At 73.5% G+C, this 17,920-nt stretch carries 18 protein-coding genes; 14 read left to right on the forward strand and 4 right to left on the reverse strand.

Annotated features, from left to right (window positions below; genetic code table 11):
- The first annotated feature begins 121 nt into the window (after nt 1–121).
- On the forward strand, nt 122–1,138 hold the full coding sequence (locus tag AB0O19_RS04630) for an SAM-dependent methyltransferase (protein ID WP_363617795.1): 1,017 nt from the start codon (nt 122–124) through the stop codon (nt 1,136–1,138).
- Entirely contained in the window at nt 1,135–2,304 is a 1,170-nt protein-coding gene (locus AB0O19_RS04635; protein ID WP_363587747.1) for an NADH-quinone oxidoreductase subunit D, read from the forward strand. The genes AB0O19_RS04630 and AB0O19_RS04635 overlap by 4 nt, the downstream gene beginning before the upstream one ends.
- Before the next feature lie 65 nt (nt 2,305–2,369).
- Here AB0O19_RS04635 and AB0O19_RS04640 read toward each other — a convergent pair whose 3' ends face one another.
- Nucleotides 2,370–3,206 carry a hypothetical protein gene (locus tag AB0O19_RS04640; protein ID WP_363618041.1) on the reverse strand — a complete coding sequence of 279 codons (837 nt, stop codon included), beginning with the start codon at nt 3,204–3,206 and terminating at the stop codon, nt 2,370–2,372.
- A gap of 267 nt (nt 3,207–3,473) precedes the next feature.
- Here AB0O19_RS04640 and AB0O19_RS04645 point away from each other — a divergent pair, with 267 nt between their 5' ends.
- From AB0O19_RS04645 to AB0O19_RS04670, 6 genes are all read left to right on the forward strand, one after another.
- Entirely contained in the window at nt 3,474–4,325 is an 852-nt protein-coding gene (locus AB0O19_RS04645; protein WP_363587749.1) for a glycerophosphodiester phosphodiesterase, read from the forward strand.
- A 96-nt stretch (nt 4,326–4,421) separates the two neighbouring features.
- The gene (locus tag AB0O19_RS04650; protein ID WP_363617797.1) at nt 4,422–5,384 is read left to right on the forward strand and encodes a Ppx/GppA phosphatase family protein; all 963 of its coding nucleotides are present in this window, start codon (nt 4,422–4,424) and stop codon (nt 5,382–5,384) included.
- 608 nt (nt 5,385–5,992) lie between these two features.
- The gene (locus AB0O19_RS04655; RefSeq protein WP_363587799.1) at nt 5,993–6,820 is read left to right on the forward strand and encodes a sugar phosphate isomerase/epimerase; all 828 of its coding nucleotides are present in this window, start codon (nt 5,993–5,995) and stop codon (nt 6,818–6,820) included.
- Between the two features lie 46 nt (nt 6,821–6,866).
- A complete protein-coding gene (locus AB0O19_RS04660) occupies nt 6,867–7,634 on the forward strand; it encodes a class I SAM-dependent methyltransferase (protein ID WP_363617799.1) in 768 nt (255 codons plus the stop codon).
- 164 nt (nt 7,635–7,798) lie between these two features.
- Complete coding sequence (ilvD, locus tag AB0O19_RS04665) at nt 7,799–9,643, forward strand: dihydroxy-acid dehydratase (RefSeq protein ID WP_363617801.1); 1,845 nt, start codon at nt 7,799–7,801, stop codon at nt 9,641–9,643.
- Between the two features lie 71 nt (nt 9,644–9,714).
- Nucleotides 9,715–10,245: a hypothetical protein gene (locus AB0O19_RS04670; protein ID WP_363587757.1), complete on the forward strand. Its 531-nt coding sequence runs from the start codon at nt 9,715–9,717 to the stop codon at nt 10,243–10,245.
- 3 nt (nt 10,246–10,248) lie between these two features.
- Here AB0O19_RS04670 and AB0O19_RS04675 read toward each other — a convergent pair whose 3' ends face one another.
- Both AB0O19_RS04675 and AB0O19_RS04680 read right to left on the reverse strand, forming a co-directional pair.
- Entirely contained in the window at nt 10,249–11,613 is a 1,365-nt protein-coding gene (locus AB0O19_RS04675) for a hypothetical protein (protein WP_363617803.1), read from the reverse strand.
- A 132-nt stretch (nt 11,614–11,745) separates the two neighbouring features.
- A complete protein-coding gene (locus AB0O19_RS04680; protein ID WP_159398487.1) occupies nt 11,746–12,195 on the reverse strand; it encodes a hypothetical protein in 450 nt (149 codons plus the stop codon).
- 165 nt (nt 12,196–12,360) lie between these two features.
- Between AB0O19_RS04680 and proC the strand changes: the two genes are divergently transcribed.
- From proC to AB0O19_RS04695, 3 genes are all read left to right on the forward strand, one after another.
- Nucleotides 12,361–13,188 carry a pyrroline-5-carboxylate reductase gene (proC, locus tag AB0O19_RS04685; protein ID WP_063348845.1) on the forward strand — a complete coding sequence of 276 codons (828 nt, stop codon included), beginning with the start codon at nt 12,361–12,363 and terminating at the stop codon, nt 13,186–13,188.
- A gap of 22 nt (nt 13,189–13,210) precedes the next feature.
- Nucleotides 13,211–13,861 carry an HAD family hydrolase gene (locus AB0O19_RS04690; protein ID WP_363587761.1) on the forward strand — a complete coding sequence of 217 codons (651 nt, stop codon included), beginning with the start codon at nt 13,211–13,213 and terminating at the stop codon, nt 13,859–13,861.
- 136 nt (nt 13,862–13,997) lie between these two features.
- Nucleotides 13,998–15,194 carry an MFS transporter gene (locus tag AB0O19_RS04695; RefSeq protein ID WP_363617805.1) on the forward strand — a complete coding sequence of 399 codons (1,197 nt, stop codon included), beginning with the start codon at nt 13,998–14,000 and terminating at the stop codon, nt 15,192–15,194.
- A 24-nt stretch (nt 15,195–15,218) separates the two neighbouring features.
- Here AB0O19_RS04695 and AB0O19_RS04700 read toward each other — a convergent pair whose 3' ends face one another.
- The gene (locus AB0O19_RS04700) at nt 15,219–15,734 is read right to left on the reverse strand and encodes a hypothetical protein (protein ID WP_363587765.1); all 516 of its coding nucleotides are present in this window, start codon (nt 15,732–15,734) and stop codon (nt 15,219–15,221) included.
- A 120-nt stretch (nt 15,735–15,854) separates the two neighbouring features.
- On the opposite strand from AB0O19_RS04700, the gene AB0O19_RS04705 reads away from it, so the two are divergent.
- The 3 genes from AB0O19_RS04705 (at nt 15,855) to AB0O19_RS04715 (ending at nt 17,775) form a co-directional block, all read left to right on the forward strand.
- Entirely contained in the window at nt 15,855–17,051 is a 1,197-nt protein-coding gene (locus AB0O19_RS04705; protein ID WP_363617807.1) for an acetoin utilization protein AcuC, read from the forward strand.
- 226 nt (nt 17,052–17,277) lie between these two features.
- Nucleotides 17,278–17,487, forward strand: coding sequence for a helix-turn-helix domain-containing protein (locus AB0O19_RS04710; RefSeq protein WP_063351305.1), 210 nt, complete (start codon nt 17,278–17,280; stop codon nt 17,485–17,487).
- A 189-nt stretch (nt 17,488–17,676) separates the two neighbouring features.
- Nucleotides 17,677–17,775: an AURKAIP1/COX24 domain-containing protein gene (locus AB0O19_RS04715; RefSeq protein ID WP_003948845.1), complete on the forward strand. Its 99-nt coding sequence runs from the start codon at nt 17,677–17,679 to the stop codon at nt 17,773–17,775.
- Nucleotides 17,776–17,920: the final 145 nt, after the last annotated feature.

The following is a 17,920-nucleotide window of genomic DNA, read 5'->3' on the forward strand; positions in this document are numbered from 1 at the left end:
GCCTAGGCAGTCACCTGGCGTGTTCAGGTCCGCCGGTAGGGCGATCCGTCCTACTCCGTAGGTCGGAGACGCACCGTACCGGTGGGGAGGGCGCGCCCGGCTCCGGGTAGCGTCCCGCGCTATGACTTGGATGCGGTGGGCGCCCGCCATGGAGCAGGCCCTGTACGACCCGGACGGCGGCTTCTACCGCAGGCCGGAGGGCCCCGCCGGGCACTTCCGCACCTCGGTGCACGCCTCGCCGAGGTTCGCCCGCGCGGTGGCCCGGCTGCTACTGGAGGTTGACGCCGCCCTGGGCCGTCCGGAGGAGCTGGCCCTCGTCGACGTCGGGGCCGGACGCGGCGAACTGCTCACCGGGGTGCTGGCCGAACTGCCCGGCGAGGTGCTGGCGCGGCTGCGCCCGTACGGCGTGGAGATCGCGCGGCGCCCGGCGGGCCTGCCGTCCACAGCCCTGTGGACGGACGAGGTGCCGCGGGGCCTCACCGGGCTGTTGTTCGCCAACGAATGGCTGGACAACGTGCCGCTGGACGTCGGCGAGGTCGACGAGGACGGGGTGCTGCGCTACCGGGAGGTGGACACCGCGACCGGCGGGGAACGGCTCGGCGGGCCCGCCTCGGCGGCCGACGCGGCCTGGGCCGAGCGCTGGTGGCCGGTCGGGCACCCCGGGGACTTCGTGGAGTTCGGCGGCCCCCGGGACGCCGCCTGGGCGCGGGCCGTCGCCGGGCTGGAGCGCGGCCTGGCCGTCGCGGTCGACTACGGGCACACCGCCGACCGGCGCCCGCTGTTCGGCACCCTCACCGGCTTCCGGGGCGGCCGCGAGGTGTCGCCGGTGCCGGACGGCTCCTGCGACGTCACCGCGCACGTCGCCCTGGACTCCGCGGCGGCGCCCGGCCTCCACAGCCTGTGGACAACCCAGCGGGACGCCCTGCGCGCCCTCGGCGTGAGCGGCGCCCGGCCGCCGCTCGCGCTCGCCTCCACCGACCCGGCCGGCTACCTGCGGGCGCTCGGCGGGGCCGGCGAGGGCGCCGAACTGACCGACCCGGCCGGGCTCGGCGCCTTCGGCTGGCTCGCCCAGGCCGTCCGCATGCCGGTACCGGAGGCCCTGGCCGCCCTGCCGGGGTGGCAGACTCTGACCTCATGAGGGAGACCACGGTCGGCATCGGGGCGGGAGCCGAGAACTTCACCGGCGAGGCGGGCACCACCGACATGGTGCTCAACATCGGCCCGCAGCACCCCGCCACGCACGGCGTGCTGCGACTGCGGCTGGTGCTCGACGGCGAGCGGATCATCACCGCCGAGCCGGTGATCGGCTACATGCACCGGGGCGCGGAGAAGCTGTTCGAGGCCCGCGACTACCGGCAGATCATCATGCTGGCCAACCGGCACGACTGGCTCTCCGCCTTCGGCAACGAGCTCGGCGTCGTCCTCGGCGTCGAGCGGATGCTCGGCATGGAGGTGCCCGAGCGGGCGGTGTGGATCCGCACCCTGCTCGCCGAACTCAACCGGGTGCTCAACCACCTGATGTTCCTCGGCTCGTACCCGCTGGAACTCGGCGGCATCACCCCGATCTTCCACGCCTTCACCGCCCGCGAGGACCTCCAGCACGTCCTGGAGGAGGCCTCCGGCGGGCGCATGCACTACATGTTCAACCGGGTCGGCGGCCTCAAGGAGGACATCCCGGCCGGCTGGCTCGGCCGCGTCCGCACCGCCGTCGCCACCGTCCGCTCCCAGCTGCCGGTCTTCGAGGACCTCGTCCTCGGCAACGAGATCTTCCGTGCCCGCACCGCCGGCGTCGGCGCCCTCACCCGGGCCCAGGCCGAGGCGTACGGCGTCAGCGGGCCGATCGCCCGCGCCAGCGGCCTCGATTTCGACCTGCGCCGCGACGAGCCCTACCTCGCGTACGGCTCCGACGAACTGCGGCAGGTGCTCACCGTGGTCACCCGCGAGGAGGGCGACTGCCTGGCCCGGTTCGAGTGCCTGCTGGAGCAGACCCTCAACTCGCTGGACCTCGCCGACGCCTGCCTCGACAAGATCGCCACCCTGCCGCCCGGCCCGGTCAACCAGCGGCTGCCCAAGGTGCTCAAGGCCCCCGAGGGCAGCACCTACTCCTGGACCGAGAACCCGCTCGGCATCAACGGCTACTACCTGGTCTCGCGCGGTGACAAGACGCCGTGGCGGCTCAAGCTGCGCTCGGCGTCCTTCAACAACGTCCAGGCGCTGACCGAGCTGCTGCCCGGGACGCTGGTCGCGGACATGGTGGCGATCCTCGGGTCGATGTTCTTCGTCGTCGGGGACATCGACAAGTAGGGCCCGGCCCTTTGCGGGCCGGGCCTGCGCAGGGCCGGTGTTTCCCGGGCCGGTGCTTCCCGGGCTCAGCCCTTCTTCGGCCGCTTGGCCGGGTCGGCCGGGTGCGGGGCCACCTTGCGGTCGCCCTTGGTGGCGATCCGCTCCGCGCACAGGCCGGCCAGCACGTCGTACGCCGCCTTGCCCATCAGCTCGGTCAGCTCGGGGCGGTAGCTGACGTACACCGGGTCCGGCCCCTGGTGCGCCGCCGGGCTGCCCGTGCACCACCAGTGCAGGTCGTGGCCGCCCGGGCCCCAGCCGCGGCGGTCGTACTCGCCGATCGAGACCTGGAGGTAGCGGGTGTCGTCCGGCCGGTCGATCCAGTCGTAGGTGCGGCGGACCGGCAGCTGCCAGCAGACGTCCGGCTTCGTCTCCAGCGGCTCCCGGCCCTCCTTGAGCGCCAGCGCGTGCAGCGCGCAGCCGGCGCCGCCCGCGAAGCCGGGGCTGTTCACGAAGATGCAGGCCCCGTTCACCCGGCGGGTCTGGCGGTCGCCGTCCTCGTCGAGCATGGTGACGCCGCCGTCGGACGTGATCCGGCCCGCGGCGTCGGTGCCGTGCGCGAAGTTCTCCCACAGCTCGGGCGTCAGCCGCTTCGCGTGGCCGAGGACGCGCTTCTCGTCGTCCTCGTCCGAGTAGTGCGCGCCCAGCGTGCAGCAGCCGTCCGACTCGCCGCGGCCCTCGCGGATGCCGTGGCAGCCCTGGCCGAAGACGCAACCCCAGCGGGAGGTCAGCCAGGTGAGGTCACAGCGGAACACCTGCTCCTCGTCGTCGGGGTCGGCGAACTCGACCCAGGCGCGCGGGAAGTCGAGCGGGACCTCGTCACGGGGGATCCCGCCGAGCGGCGTCTCGCCGCGCAGGGTCGGCATCGCCAGGTCGACGGGGGCGGGGGAGGCCTTGGACTTCTTCTTGGACGTTTCTGCTGGTGCCACCCGGCAAGGGTAGAGCCTTCGGGGCGGCCTGCCCGGACCCGTCCGGGTGATCCGGGGTGCGCCGCCGCGCCGGTGGTGGCCGGCCGACCGCAGGCTGGAGGGAACCGGGCGGCACTGTCGGGTTGTCAGATCAGTTTGATGATCTCGCGTTGACCCGTATTGGATGCCCTGGAACACCCCGGATCACCACTGGAGCACCGAGCCGTGACCGCCTCGCCCCGCGCCGCCCAGACGGCCGTCCTCGCCGCCCTCGCGGTCCTGGCCGCCGGGTGCGCCTCCGCGCCCGCGCTGCGGGCCCGGTCGGCCGCCGCCGCTCCGCTGTGCGACGCCCCGGTGGTGATCGGCCACCGGGGCGCCCCGCGCAACGCCCCCGAGAACACCATGGCCTCCTTCGAGACCGCCCTCGACCAGGGCGCCGACTGGCTGGAGACCGACGTCCAGACCACCAGGGACGGCGTCCCGGTGCTGATGCACGACCCCACGGTGGACCGCACCACCAACGGCAAGGGTGCCATCGCCGACCTGACCGCCGCCCAGATCGCCGCCCTGCGGGTGACCGTCGGCCCCGGCCCCACCGAGCCCGTCCCCACCCTCCAGGAACTGCTCAAGCGCCTCTCCGACAGCAACGCCACCCTGCTGATGGAGATCAAGTGGCAGCGCGCCGAGGACGTCACCCGGATCGCCCGGATCGCCGCAGCCAGCGGTGCCCGGGTCGTCCTCTACTCGTTCTCGGCGGAGCACCTGCGCCAGGCCCACGCCGCCGCGCCCGCCCTGCCGGTCGTGCTGATCCAGGGCTCCGCCATCGCCGAGGACCCGGGTGACCTGCCGCTGCGCGGCATCGCCCTGGACGCGGCGCTGGCCAGCGCCTCCCGGATCGCCGCCGAGCGCAAGGCGGGCCGCGAGGTGTACGTCTGGACGCTCGACGACGAGGAGTCCTGGCAGCTGATGTCGGCCCGGGACGCCGACGGCCTGATCACCGACACCCCGGGCCGGGCCCGCCGCTGGGTGGACACCAACTGCCGCCCCGAGCGCCGGGCCGGACCGCGCGGCCACTGACGCGTCCGGTCGCCGGCGGCGGGGTACGGCCGGGACCGGTGTGAAGACGGTCGAGACCGGTTTCGCCCGGGGCCGGATCGCGTAGCGTGGAGAGTTATGCGACTCGGTGTACTCGACGTAGGTTCCAACACCGTCCACTTCCTCGTGGTGGACGCCCATCCGGGTGCCGCCCCGCTGCCCGCGTACTCGCACAAGGCCGAACTGCGGCTGGCCGAACTGCTCGACGGCGACGGCGCGATAAGCGAGGCAGGCGTCGAGCGGCTGGTCGGCCACATCGCCTCGTCGCTGCGGGTCGCGGAGGACAAGGGGGTCGTCGACATCCTGCCGTTCGCCACCTCCGCCGTCCGGGAGGCCGCCAACGGCGAGGAGGTGCTGCGCCGGGTCGCCACGGAGACCGGGGTGGAGCTGCGGGTGCTGTCCGGGCAGGACGAGGCCCGGCTCACGTTCCTGGCCGTCCGGCGCTGGTTCGGCTGGTCCTCGGGCCGACTGCTCAACCTGGACATCGGCGGCGGCTCGCTGGAGATCGCTTGCGGCCTGGACGAGCAGCCCGACGTCGCCTGCTCGCTGCCGCTGGGCGCCGGCCGGCTCACCGCCCGCTGGCTGCCCGGCAACGTCGCCGACCCGGACGGGCTGCGCGGGCTGAGACGCCACATCCGGGCCGAGATGGCCACCGTCGTGGGCGAGGTCGCCCGGCTCGGCGCGCCGCAGCACGCCGTCGCCACCTCCAAGACCTTCAAGCAGCTGGCCCGGATGACCGGCGCCGCCCCCGCCGACGCCGGCCCGTACACCGACCGCCGGCTCACCCGCAGCGGGTTGTCCGCCTGGCTGCCGCGACTGTCCTCGATGACCGTCGAGGAGCGGGCACGGATCCCCGGCGTCTCCGAGGGCCGCGCCAAGCAGCTGCTGGCCGGGGCGCTGGTCGCGGACGCCGCGATGGACCTGTTCGGCCTCGACGAGCTGGACGTCTGCCCGTGGGCGCTGCGCGAGGGCATCATCCTGCGCCGCCTGGACGCCATGGACGGCTCCGCCGACCGCCGCCGCCCGGCCCTCACCCCGTAGGGCCCCCGCGCCGCAGGGCTCCACACCGTCGGCCCCGTGGCCCGTCCGGCGGCTCCCGCCGGGGCCGGCCGGGGATCCGGTCCCGTTCGGAGCGCGGTCCGCTTACGCTGTCTCCCGTGGCGCAACCAGCGGGCGAGGACCGGACGCGGGAGGGCCGCGCTCCCGGGGACGGGCAGCCGCGGCCGGACGGCCCGCGCCGCAAACTCGGCAAGGCCGTCAAGGGTGCCACCGGGGCGCAGGCCGCGAAGGCCGTCGAGGCGGCCCGGCGCACCGGGCGCAGGAGCGCCGCGCGCAAGGCCGCCGAGCAGCCGTCCGTGCCCGAGGCGAAGCAGCCCGCGGGAGGCGCGTCCGAGGCGAAGACGCCCGCCGGGACGAAGCCTGTCGGGACGAAGTCCGAAACGAGCAAGCCCGCGGGGACGAAGCCCGCGGGGACGAAGCCCGAAGCGAGGAAGTCCGGAACGCGGAAGGCCGCCGCGACCGCCGCCCCCCGGGAGACCCGCACCGCCCGGGCCGCCGGCGCCGCCAAGGCCGCCGTCCAGTCGGTGCGCTCGGTCAAGGCTGCCCGCCGCGACGCCGCCCGCCCGCCGCTGCTGCGCACCACCGACCGGCTGGTGCTGCCCTCGCACCCGGCCCTGCACATCCCCGACACCAAGGTGGTCCTGTCCACCGCGTCGGTGTACCCGGCGGGCACCGCCGTCGCCTTCGAGCTGGCCGCCAAGCTCGGCTACGACGGGGTCGAGGTGATGGTCTGGAACGACCCGGTCAGCCAGGACATCGAGGCCCTGCGCCGCCTCTCCGACGCCCACCAGCTGCCGATCCTGGCCGTGCACGCGCCGTGCCTGCTGATCACCCAGCGGGTGTGGACCACCGACCCGTGGACCAAGCTGGTCCGGGCCCGGGCGGCGGCCGAGAAGCTCGGTGCGAGCGCCGTCGTGGTCCACCCGCCGTTCCGCTGGCAGCGCCAGTACGCCCGGGACTTCGTGACGGGCATCAACCGGATGGCGGGCGAGACCGACGTCCGCTTCGCGGTGGAGAACATGTACCCGTGGCGCTACCGCGACCGCGAGGTGCTGGCCTACGCCCCGGGCTGGGACGTCACCGACGAGGAGTACCGGCACTTCACCATCGACCTCTCGCACGTCGCCACCTCCCGGATCGACGCGTTCGCCATGGTCGAGCGGATGGGCGACCGGCTCGCCCACATCCACCTCGCCGACGGCAGCGGCTCCGGCAAGGACGAGCACCTGATCCCGGGCCGCGGCAAGCAGCCCTGCGCCGAACTGCTGGAGCACCTGGCCCGTACCGGTTTCGACGGCCACGTGGTGCTGGAGGTCAACACCCGCCGCTCCGCGTCCCCCGCCGAACGCGAGGCCGACCTGGCCGAGGCGCTCGCCTTCACCCGCTTGCACCTGGCCACCCCCTCGCGCGTACGCTGAGGAACCGCGCCCGGCTGGGTGCGAACTTCCTTGCTTAAGGGGAGAGATGACGGACCAACAGGACTTCCGGGAGATCGCCGAGAGCTTCGGCGGGGTCGCCGCCGAGTACGACCGGGCCCGCCCCGGCTACCCGGACGGGCTGTTCGAGGCGCTGGAGCGGTTGTCCGGTCGCCGCCTCAAGGGGGCCCGGGTGCTGGACGTCGGCGCCGGCACCGGCATCGCCACCCGGCTGCTGGCCGCGCGCGGCGCCGACGTCGTCGCGGTGGAGCCCAACGCGGGCATGGCCGCCCAGTTCCTGGCCTCCTCGGCGGGCCTGCCGCTGGTCAGGGCCGGCGGTGACGAACTGCCGTTCCACGACGACTCCGCGGATCTGATCAGCTACGCCCAGTCCTTCCACTGGACCCGCACCGAACGGGCCATCCCCGAGGCGATCCGGGTGCTGCGGCCCGGCGGCGCCCTCGCCGTCTGGTGGAACGTGCACGACGAGACCGTGCCCTGGGTCCGGGCCCGGGTGGAGCGGCTGAGCGCCGCGCTGCCCAGCTACCACGGCTACGGCCGGATCGCCGAGTTCACCGCCCTGCTGGCCCCGGCCGGGCTGAGGGTCGAACGCGCGGTGCTGCGCTGGGAGCGTCGGATCACCGTCGACCACGTGCTCGACGACCTGGTCTCCCGCTCGTTCATGGCCTCGCTCTCCCCCGCCGAGCGCGAACCGGTGCTGGCCGTCGAGCGGCAGGCGATGATCGCCGAGTTCCCGGACGGCCGGGTGGTCGAGCCCTACGTCCTGGAACTGGCGGTGGGGATCACCCCGGCCTGACCTGCACCTCGGCCCGACCCGCGCCCGGACGGCCCGCCCGCGTGACCGCATCGCGGACGGACCGTCCGCCGCCTGGACGGCGGGCGTAGGCTCGGTAGCCACAGCGGCCCCCGCATCCTCCTACCGGCGGGGCGCCGGCGAGAGCCCCGAAGGAGTGGAGCACAGTGCCCGAGCTGAGGTCCCGTACGGTCACCCACGGTCGCAACATGGCAGGCGCCCGGGCGCTTCTCCGGGCCGCCGGCGTAGCCCGCGAGGACTTCGGCAAGCCGATCATCGCGGTCGCCAACTCCTTCACCGAGTTCGTCCCGGGCCACACCCACCTCCAGCCGGTCGGCCGGATCGTCTCCGAGGCGATCAAGCAGGCGGGCGGCATCCCGCGCGAGTTCAACACCATCGCCGTGGACGACGGCATCGCGATGGGCCACGGCGGCATGCTCTACTCGCTGCCCTCGCGCGACCTGATCGCCGACTCGGTCGAGTACATGGTCAACGCGCACTGCGCCGACGCGCTGATCTGCATCTCCAACTGCGACAAGATCACCCCGGGCATGCTGATGGCCGCGCTGCGCCTGAACATCCCGACCGTCTTCGTCTCCGGCGGCCCGATGGAGGCCGGCAAGGCCACCCTCGTCGACGGCACCGTGCGCAGGCTCGACCTGATCGACGCGATCTCCCAGGCGGCCAACGAGAACGTCTCCGACGAGGACATCGCGATCATCGAGGAGAACGCCTGCCCCACCTGCGGCTCGTGCTCCGGCATGTTCACCGCCAACTCGATGAACTGCCTCACCGAGGCCATCGGCCTCTCGCTGCCCGGCAACGGCTCCGTCCTCGCCACCCACACCGCCCGCAAGGCCCTGTACGAGCGGGCCGGGCGGACGGTCGTCGAGATCGCCGACCGCCACTACGGCCAGGACGACGCCTCGGTGCTGCCCCGCGCGATCGCCACCCGCGCCGCCTTCGAGAACGCCATGGCCCTGGACATCGCCATGGGCGGCTCGACCAACACCATCCTGCACCTGCTCGCCGCCGCCCAGGAGGCCGAGCTGGACTTCGACCTGCGGGCCATCGACGCCGTCTCCCGCCGGGTCCCCTGCCTGTCCAAGGTCGCGCCCAACGGCTCGTACTACATGGAGGACGTGCACCGGGCCGGCGGCATCCCCGCCATCCTCGGCGAGCTGTACCGGGGCGGAATGCTCAACGAGGACGTCCACACCGTCCACTCCGACTCCCTCGCCGAGTGGCTCAAGACCTGGGACGTGCGCGGCGGTTCGCCCTCCGCCGAGGCCGTCGAACTGTGGCACGCCGCCCCCGGCTGCGTCCGCTCCGCCGAGGCCTTCTCCCAGTCGGAGCGCTGGGAGTCGCTGGACACGGACGCCGCCGGGGGCTGCATCCGCAGCGTCGAGCACGCCTACTCGGTCGAGGGCGGCCTCGCCGTCCTGCACGGCAACCTCGCCGAGGACGGCTGCATCGTGAAGACCGCCGGCGTCGACGAGTCGATCTGGACCTTCAGCGGCCCGGCCGTGGTCGTCGAGTCCCAGGACGACGCCGTCGAGGCGATCCTCGCCAAGCGGGTCAAGGAGGGCGACGTCGTCGTCATCCGCTACGAGGGCCCCAAGGGCGGCCCGGGCATGCAGGAGATGCTCTACCCGACGTCCTTCCTCAAGGGCCGCGGCCTCGGCAAGGCCTGCGCGCTGGTCACCGACGGCCGCTTCTCCGGCGGCACCTCCGGCCTGTCCATCGGCCACGCCTCCCCGGAGGCCGCCTCCGGCGGCACCATCGCCCTGGTCGAGGACGGCGACACCATCGCCATCGACATCCCGGGCCGGAGCATCTCCCTGGAGGTGCCCGACGAGGTCCTGGCCGAGCGCCGCCGCGCCCTGGAGGCCGCGGGCGGCTACCGCCCGAAGAACCGCGACCGCCAGGTCAGCCAGGCCCTGCGCGCGTACGCCGCGATGGCCACCTCCGCCGACAAGGGCGCCGTCCGCGACGTCACCAAGCTCGGCTGAGTCCCGCAGCACCGCAGGAGCCGTTCCGCAGGCCGGGGCGGCTCCTCGCGCGTTGGGTGATAATCGACCCCGTGAGCGAGCAGCCCCCCACCCCCGCACCCAAGCCCGCAGGCGCCCCCGAGCCGGAGCCGATCCGCTGGTTCGGCACCAGCTGGGTGAACCGGGACAACGGCTACTGGCTGCGCCGCGTCGCCGTGTCGGCCGGCGCGCTGGTCACGACCGCCGCCGCCGTCCTGCTGCTGCGCTTCGGCGTCGAGGGCGTCGCCCTCTCCGACGGTGGCGGCTTCCTGAACGGGCTGCTGACGGCCGCGATCGCGGTCTGCTCGATGATGTGCGTCATGCGCACCTGGAAGGTCCTCACCGAGGGCAAGGACCAGTTGAGCGGCTGGATGGCCGAGGACAAGTCGCTCGGCGCGGTCTGGCTCATCGGCGGCGCCGGCAGCCTGGCCGCCTACTTCGCCCGCAGCCTGGTCGAGGCCCCCGGCGAGGCGGTCAGGCGCTCCTCGTACGAGCGGGCCGTCGCCCAGTACGAGAAGCGCCAGGCGGGCCGCAGCGGCCGGCCCGGCGCCAAGGCGCCGGGCCGGGGCAAGCGCCGGGGCTGAGCCTCAGAGGCGGCTGGCCGCGCCGCACTCGTCGGCGGTCGACAGGTCCTTGCGGCGGTCGTACGGGTCCGTCGTGGGGCCGGTCGGACGGCTGCCCGGGGCGTCCGGCGACTGCGCCGCGAACTGGTCGAACTGCGGGTGGTAGTAGCCGTCGTAGACGTCGCAGGACGAGTTGGCGGACTCCGAACCGCCGCCCTCGCCGAACACGAGCTTCTTCGGGTTGGTCCGGTAGCGGGCCGGGTCGTAGAAGCGGAAGTTCTCGACCCGGCGCACGATCGTGCGCGTGGTCCAGGTGTCCCCGGTCACGTCGGCCGCCGGCACCAGCAGGCCCACCGGCCTGGCCGTGCCGTCCTTCGGCGCGGCCGGCTTCGTGGGCGGCTGTCCGCCCGTCGGCGGCTGGGGTGACGCGGCGCGCTTGGCGGCGTCCGGGCCGGGGCGCATCGCGTACACGTAGCTGAAGTCGGCGTGGACGAGGAGGCCCTTGTCCCCGTCGCCCTCGAAGGTGATCCGGCCCTGCACCTTGACCGTGTCGCCCACCTGGACGGCCTCGCGCTGGTCGAAGCGGCTGAACCAGGTGGTCGGGTCGGTGTCCTTGGAGGGGTTCGCCAGCGCGTCGATCGCGCGGTCCCGGTCCTCCCGGTCCAGCAGCGCCAGGGCGGCTTCCGGCCGGCCGCCCGCGATCACCTGCGGGTCCAGGTTGGCGGCGGTCAGGTAGTCCTTGACCAACTGCAGCTGGGCGCCCACCTGTTCGGCGGAGAACACGCCGGTGGCCCGGGCGTCGGGCAGGACGAAGGCCTCGGCGCCGTTCGGCCAGCCCTCGGCGATGGAACCGGCCCACGGGTGGTCCACGGTCGGCTGCTGCTCGTCGACCTTCGGCGGTGCGGCGGTCGGCTTGGCCGTCTCCGGGGCGACGGTGGGCACGGGGGTGCGGGCCGTCGAGGAGTCGCCGCCGTAGTGGTCGGAGTACCAGCTGCGCAGCCCGTCGAGGTTCAGGGCCGCGAGCAGCACCGCGATGGTCAGCACGACGTACAGCGGCGCGCGCCAGTCCAGCCGGCGGCGGCGCGGGCGCGGGTTGCCCCACGGGTCGGTCACCGGGGGCTTCGGCGTGCGACCGAACCGGCGGCCTGCCTTGGCCGGGCCGTCGTTGACCGAGCGGCGGCCGCCCGGGTCGACCGGCGGGGTGTGCTTCCACCGGGCGGCCAGCATCCGGGTGCGCCCGGACTGCTCGGTGACGGCGGCCCCCTTGACGAACTCCTCGTCCAGGACGAGGTCTGCGAACGGGTCCTTCCCGCCCGCTCCGGACGGGTCGGACCCGCCCGGCTCACGGCCCTCGGCGGGGCGCGGTTGTGGATCTTCGGCTATCGGCATCGCGCCAGTATGCCGACGGGGTGTGACGATTCGTCGGTCGGGGGCACACCTTGTGGTGAACTCGTGTGCGGGCGCGGTGATCCGGCCCGGTCTGTTCCGTTCCGGCCGTGTCCGGTGCGCTCTGCGGGGGCGTCAGTCCTTGGTGCGGGCCTGCTTCACCGATCCCACGATCCCGGCGACGGCCAGCAGGATGCCGGCCGGCAGCAGCGCCAGGAAGAACGCGCCGAACAGGCCCGCGTCCCCGAGCAGCAGTTGCGCCAGCATGTCCAGCACCAGCAGCCCGCCGGCCGCCGGGAGGGCCGACTGCCACGGGTGGTCGTTCGCCCAGCGGCGCAGCCGCCGTTCGGAGGTGTCGCGGCGCAGCTGCCCGCCGACGGTGCCGACCAGGAAGAAGAAGAACAGGGCCCAGCCGGCCGGCCCGGCCAGCATGCCCAGGGACCAGTGCCCGGAGATCGCGTCGATCCCCAGGGCGGTCGCACCCACCACCGCACCGACCCCCGCGGCCGTCCGCCACGGTCCCACGGTCGCCGAGGCGACGGCGAGTTGCCGGTTCTCACGTCGGGACATTTCGTCGTGTGCCATGACTCCACGGTGCTCCCGTGCGGCGCCGGAGGCCATAGGGGAAACCCCCGAGATTCTCCCTAGGGACGAGGCGGGGCAACCCGTCGCCGACCACGGGCTGGACGGTCCCTGCGGGTGCCCCCGTGCGGTGCGAGGATGGCCGCAGTACCGAGGTAAGGAGCGGCCATGGGCGCCAGCGCAGCACACGGACAGAAGATCGCCTTCCTGGGCACGGGCAAGATCGGCGAGGCCCTGCTCTCCGGCCTGCTGCGGGCCGGCAAGGACCCGGCGGACGTCCTGGTGACCGCCCGCCGCCCCGAGCGCGCCGCCGAACTCGCCGCCCGCTACGGCGTGGTGGCCGCCTCCAACGCCGAGGCCGCCAAACTCGCCGACACCCTGATCCTCGCCGTCAAGCCGCAGGACATGGGCACCCTGCTGGAGGAGCTGGCCCCGCACGTCGGCGCGGACCGGCTGGTGATCTCGGCCGCGGCCGGCATCCCCACCGCCTGGTTCGAGGAGCGGCTGGCGGCCGGCACCCCGGTGGTCCGGGTGATGCCCAACACGCCGGTCCTGGTGGACGAGGGGATGAGCGTCATCTCCGGCGGCTCGCACGCCACCGAGGAGCACCTGGAACGGGCCGAGGAGATCTTCAGCTCGGTCGGCAAGGCGCTGCGGCTGCCCGAGGCCCAGCAGGACGCGGCCACCGCGCTCTCCGGCTCCGGCCCGGCCTACTTCTACTTCCTGGTCGAGGCGATGACGGACGCGGGCATCCTGCTCGGCCTGCCCCGGCAGGTGGCGCACGACCTGATCGTGCAGTCCGCGATCGGCGCCTCGGTGATGCTGCGCGACTCCGGCGAGCACCCGGTGAAACTGCGCGAGGCCGTCACCTCCCCGGCCGGCACCACCATCGCGGCCATCCGCGAGCTGGAGAACCACGGGGTGCGGGCCGCGCTGCTGGGCGCCCTGGAGGCGGCGCGGGACCGCTCCCGGGAGCTCGCCTCCGGGGGGAAGTAGCCGGCTGGGTAGGCTCGACGGCATGGCCTACGACCTGGTGATCTTCGACAACGACGGTGTCCTGGTGGACAGCGAGCCGCTCTCCAACCGGGTGCTGGCCGCGTACCTGACCGAACTCGGCTACCCGACCACGGTCGAGGACTCCTACCGGGACTTCATGGGCTGCGCGGCCCACCGCATCCACGACGTGATCGCCGAGCGGTACGACGGCGCGACGCTGCCGGAGGGCTTCGACGAGCTGTTCCACGGCCGGGTCTTCGACGCGTTCGGCACCGAGCTGACGGCCGTCCGGGGTGCGGAGCAGCTGCTGAAGGAACTGCGGCAGCGCTCCGTCCCCTACTGCCTGGCCTCCTCGGCGCACCACGTGTGGATCCGCACCGCGCTGGACGTCACCGGCCTGCGCGGGTACGTCGCCGAGGAGCGGATCTTCAGCGCCCAGGACGTCGGCGTGGGCAAGCCCGCGCCGGACCTCTTCCTGCACGCCGCCCGCACCCTCGGCGTCGACCCGGCCCGCTGCCTGGTCGTCGAGGACAGCCCCAACGGCGTGCTGGCGGCCCGGGCCGCGGGCATGGACGTGTACGGCTACACCGCGCTCACCGACCCGGCGAAGCTGACCGCCGCCGGGGCCACCGGGCTGATCGCCGACCTCTCCGAGGTCACCGCCCTGCTCTGACCCGCCCTGCTCCGACCGGTTCCGCCCGGCCCTTCCGTCCGGCTGCGGAAAGTCCCTGCGCGACCCCTCCCGCAATCGCGGTCCACCGCCTACGCTCTCGCCAACATCGTCGTACCGGCCAGTAGCGAGGTTCGCCATGAGTGCCGCGTCACCCGCGATCCCGCCCGGCCTGCGCGCCGGGCGGGCCGCGCTCGCCGTCAGCTTCCTGCTCCAGGGCACCACCTTCGCGCTGCTGGTCACCTGCATTCCGGAGATCCAGCACCGGTACGGGCTGAGCGACGCGCTGCTGCCGCTGTTCCTGGCCGCGGTGCCGATCCTCGCCGGGGTCGGCTCGATCACCTCCGAACAGCTGGTGAAGCGCACCGGCGCGCGGGCCGTGCTGCGGGTCGTCCAGCCGCTGGTCTGCCTCAGCCTCGCGGGCGCCGGCCTCGGCGACACGCTCTGGCAACTCGCCGTCGCGCTCGGGGCGTTCGGCCTGCTGGTGGGCGCGCTCGATGCCAGCATGAACATGCTGGGGGTGGGCCTGCAACACCGCTACGGCCGCTCGATCATGATCGGCTTCCACGCCGCGTTCAGCCTCGGCGGCATCCTCGGGGCGGCCCTCGCCGGCCTCGGCTCGCACTACGGCCTAGGCCTGCCGGTGCTGTTCGGCACGGTCGCGGCGGTGATCGCCCCGCTGGCCCTGCTGACCGGCACCCGATTCGCCGGACCGGCCGAACTCGGGGACGCCGTCCGGGAGGCCGCCGAGGCCGCCGCGCGGTCCATCCCCTGGCGGCCGCTGCTGCCGCTGTGCCTGGCGATGGCCTTCGCGTACATCGCGGACGCCTCGGTCTCCAACTACAGCGTCAAGTACCTCACCGACGGCCTGGGCAGCGCCGCGGACGTCGCCAAGCTGTCCTACCTCGGCTACATGGTCGCGATGCTGCTGGGCCGCGCGCTGGGCGACCGCGCGGTGCAGCGCTGGGGCGCCGTCCCGGTGGTCCGGGCCGGTGCCGGGCTGGCCGCGCTCGGCTTCGCGCTGGCCGCCGCCGCGCCCGCCGCCTGGGTGGGGATCGCCGGGTTCACCGTGCTCGGCTTCGGCATCTGCGCCATCATCCCGCAGGTGTTCGCGGCCGGTGGCCGGCTGTTCCCGGCCGACTCGGACGCCGCGGTGGCCCGGCTGAACCTCTTCAACTACGTGGGCTTCCTGATCGGTTCGCCGCTGGTCGGGACGATCGCCGACGCGAGTTCGTACCGCTGGGCGCTGCTCGCCCCGATGCTGCTGGTGCTCGCCGTCCTGCCGCTGGCCGAGCGCTTCGCCCCGGCCCCGGCGCTCGCCCCCGCCACGGTGTGACGGGGGCGGGGGCGGGAAGGGAGGTCAGCCGATCACGGTGGCCAGCTCGGGCAGGCCGTTGGCCCACAGCTGGTCCTTGATGCCACCGCCCGACTGGTAGTACTCGTAGTAGACGTACGGTGCCCAGTTCAGGGTGTACGGCCCGGTCCAGGTCGGGGCCGAGGTGATCTGGACGGTGACCGCGACGGTGCGGGTCTCGCCCGGGGCGATCGGCGCCCGGAAGTGGAAGTTCGCGTTGTTCCCGTTGACGGCGCAGTCGGTGGAGTCACCGGAACACCCGGTGACCGTGAACGCGCCGGCCTCCTGGTTGGCCGGCCAGATCGGCTGGATGAACTCGTAGGCGAAGTAGATGTCGGTGGTCTCGGTGTTGGTGAGCGAGAGCGTCAGGGTCAGCTGGTCGCCCGCCGCCGCCGTCTTCTTGTCGACGGCGAACGAGCTGCCGCTGACCGCGGCGGAGGCCGGCTGGGCGGCAAAGAGCAGGCCAAGTCCCAGTAATGCAGCGAGAATTACCCCAAGGCGTTGCGCGCTGAATGGCTTCATGGCGGAGAGGATATGAAGTCGTGAAGGTTTTGTCTGTAGGGCCTCCGCGGGGGCCCTGAGCCCCGCCCCCGGCGCGCCCTGGACAAGGCCCGGCCACCCCCACCCGCTACGGTGGAGGCCATGCCCGACGCCGAGCGTGACACCCCCTGCGGCCTGCACCTCTTCTGGGACGAGGCCGTCACCGCCTACGACTTCGGCCCCGGCCACCCGATGGACCCGACCCGGCTGGCGCTCACCATGCGCCTGGTCGAGGCCCTCGGGCTGGACACCGGGCCCGGGGTGACGGTGCGGGCCGCACCGCCCGCCGGCGAGTCCACCCTGCGGCTGGTGCACACCCGGGAGTACGTCGAGGCGGTCAAATACGCCGCCGCCCACCCCGACGAGTCGGATCCCCGGCACGGGCTCGGAACCGACGACAACTGGGCCTTTCCCGCCGTGCATTCGGCCTCCGCGCTGATCGCCGGTCAGTCCGTGGCCGCCGCCGAGGCGGTCTGGCGCGGGGAGACCCCGCACGCCGTGAACTTCGCCGGCGGGCTGCACCACGCGATGCCCGCCAAGGCCTCCGGCTTCTGCGTCTACAACGACCCGGCGCTGGCCGTCGCCCGGCTGCTCGAACTCGGCGCCGAGCGGGTCGCCTACGTCGACGTGGACGTCCACCACGGCGACGGCGTCCAGCAGGCCTTCTGGAACGACCCCCGGGTGCTCACGATCTCGCTCCACGAGCACCCCGCCACGCTCTTCCCGCAGACCGGCTGGCCCACCGAGACCGGCGGCCCGGACGCCCCCGGCTCCGCCGCCAACCTGCCGCTGCCGGCCGGCACCGGCGACGCCGGCTGGCTGCGCGCCTTCCACGCCGTGGTGCCCGAACTGCTCACCGCCTTCCGCCCGCAGGTCCTGGTCACCCAGCACGGTGCCGACACCCACCTGGAGGACCCGCTCGCCCACCTCGCCGTCACGCTGGACGCCCAGCGGATGATCGCCGAGGAACTGCACGACCTCGCCCACCGGCTCACCGGCGGCCGCTGGATCGCCACCGGCGGGGGCGGCTACGCCGTCGTGGACGTCGTCCCGCGCACCTGGACCCACCTGGTCGCCACCGCCGCCGGACGGCCCGTCGACCCGGCCACCGAGACCCCCGAGTCCTGGCGCGCCGAGGTCTACCGCCGCACCCGCCGGCCCGCCCCGCTGCGGATGACCGACGGCGCCCGACCGGTCTGGCGCGACTTCGACGCGGGTTACGATCCGGCCGACCGACTCGATCAGGCCATCCTTGCCAGCCGCCGCGCGGTGTTCCCCCACCTCGGCCTCCTGGCCTGAGGTCGGCCTCCCGGCCCAGGTGCGGGTGGGCCGTGCGTACGCCCACTCCCGCGTTCCGCCGAGTGACTACGTACTGCAACAGTCCTATCTCTCACCGTACGAGGACCGCACCTCCCCTCTTCCCACTGGTACCACCCATAACTACTCTGGGGATACACGTGTGCCGGTGGAGTCACCGGAGGGGAAGCCGGTGCCTTGCACACGGGTGAAGGGTCGGGTGATGGTCATGAGTTCCGGCGAACGCCCCTTGCAGGAAGTCGTCTTCCTGACCGTGGCGGAGGTTGCCTCGGTCATGCGGGTGTCGAAGATGACGGTGTACCGGTTGGTGCACAGCGGAGAGCTGCCGGCCATCAGGGTCGGGCGGTCCTTCCGGGTGCCCCAGCAGGCGGTGCACGAGTACCTCAAGGAGTCCTACGTGAGGCTTGAGAGCGCGTAGTTCCGGGTGGGCGGGGGTGGGGCCGCAGCTGCGGATCCCACCCCCGTTCGCCGGGGATTCCCCGCGAGTTTCCCGGTCACCGGGAGCACGATTACGGCCCTGGGCCCGTGGACGGTAGGCTAGGCCGTCCGTCAGTCGTATGGACTCCGTCTCTCACGGGCGAGAGTCTCAGTGAGCGAGGGTTGTTCCGTGGGCTCTGTCATCAAGAAGCGTCGCAAGCGTATGGCCAAGAAGAAGCACCGCAAGCTTCTGAAGAGGACCCGCGTTCAGCGTCGCAACAAGAAGTAAGCGCCCCCGGCCGCGCTCAGCGCGCCCGGCGCTTCCACCGCCCGCCCAGGCCTCGGCCTGGGCGGGCGGTGTCGTTTCACGGCCCGGCAGGGCGGCACGGTACGGTGCACGCAGGCCGCTCGGGTCGAGGGAATGGGGTGCACAC

Source organism: Kitasatospora sp. NPDC091276 (assembly GCF_040684355.1).
In the GTDB taxonomy this organism is placed as follows: Bacteria; Actinomycetota; Actinomycetes; order Streptomycetales; family Streptomycetaceae; genus Kitasatospora.

Coding starts and splice junctions, on each gene's coding strand:
- proC (WP_063348845.1), top strand. CDS start 12,361: ATGGGCGCCAGCGCAGCACACGGACAGAAGATCGCCTTCCTGGGCACG.
- AB0O19_RS04635 (WP_363587747.1), top strand. CDS start 1,135: ATGAGGGAGACCACGGTCGGCATCGGGGCGGGAGCCGAGAACTTCACC.
- AB0O19_RS04700 (WP_363587765.1), bottom strand. CDS start 15,734: ATGAAGCCATTCAGCGCGCAACGCCTTGGGGTAATTCTCGCTGCATTA.
- AB0O19_RS04675 (WP_363617803.1), bottom strand. CDS start 11,613: ATGCCGATAGCCGAAGATCCACAACCGCGCCCCGCCGAGGGCCGTGAG.
- AB0O19_RS04630 (WP_363617795.1), top strand. CDS start 122: ATGACTTGGATGCGGTGGGCGCCCGCCATGGAGCAGGCCCTGTACGAC.
- AB0O19_RS04710 (WP_063351305.1), top strand. CDS start 17,278: ATGAGTTCCGGCGAACGCCCCTTGCAGGAAGTCGTCTTCCTGACCGTG.
- AB0O19_RS04705 (WP_363617807.1), top strand. CDS start 15,855: ATGCCCGACGCCGAGCGTGACACCCCCTGCGGCCTGCACCTCTTCTGG.
- AB0O19_RS04650 (WP_363617797.1), top strand. CDS start 4,422: ATGCGACTCGGTGTACTCGACGTAGGTTCCAACACCGTCCACTTCCTC.
- AB0O19_RS04640 (WP_363618041.1), bottom strand. CDS start 3,206: ATGCCGACCCTGCGCGGCGAGACGCCGCTCGGCGGGATCCCCCGTGAC.
- AB0O19_RS04680 (WP_159398487.1), bottom strand. CDS start 12,195: ATGGCACACGACGAAATGTCCCGACGTGAGAACCGGCAACTCGCCGTC.
- AB0O19_RS04695 (WP_363617805.1), top strand. CDS start 13,998: ATGAGTGCCGCGTCACCCGCGATCCCGCCCGGCCTGCGCGCCGGGCGG.
- AB0O19_RS04690 (WP_363587761.1), top strand. CDS start 13,211: ATGGCCTACGACCTGGTGATCTTCGACAACGACGGTGTCCTGGTGGAC.
- AB0O19_RS04660 (WP_363617799.1), top strand. CDS start 6,867: ATGACGGACCAACAGGACTTCCGGGAGATCGCCGAGAGCTTCGGCGGG.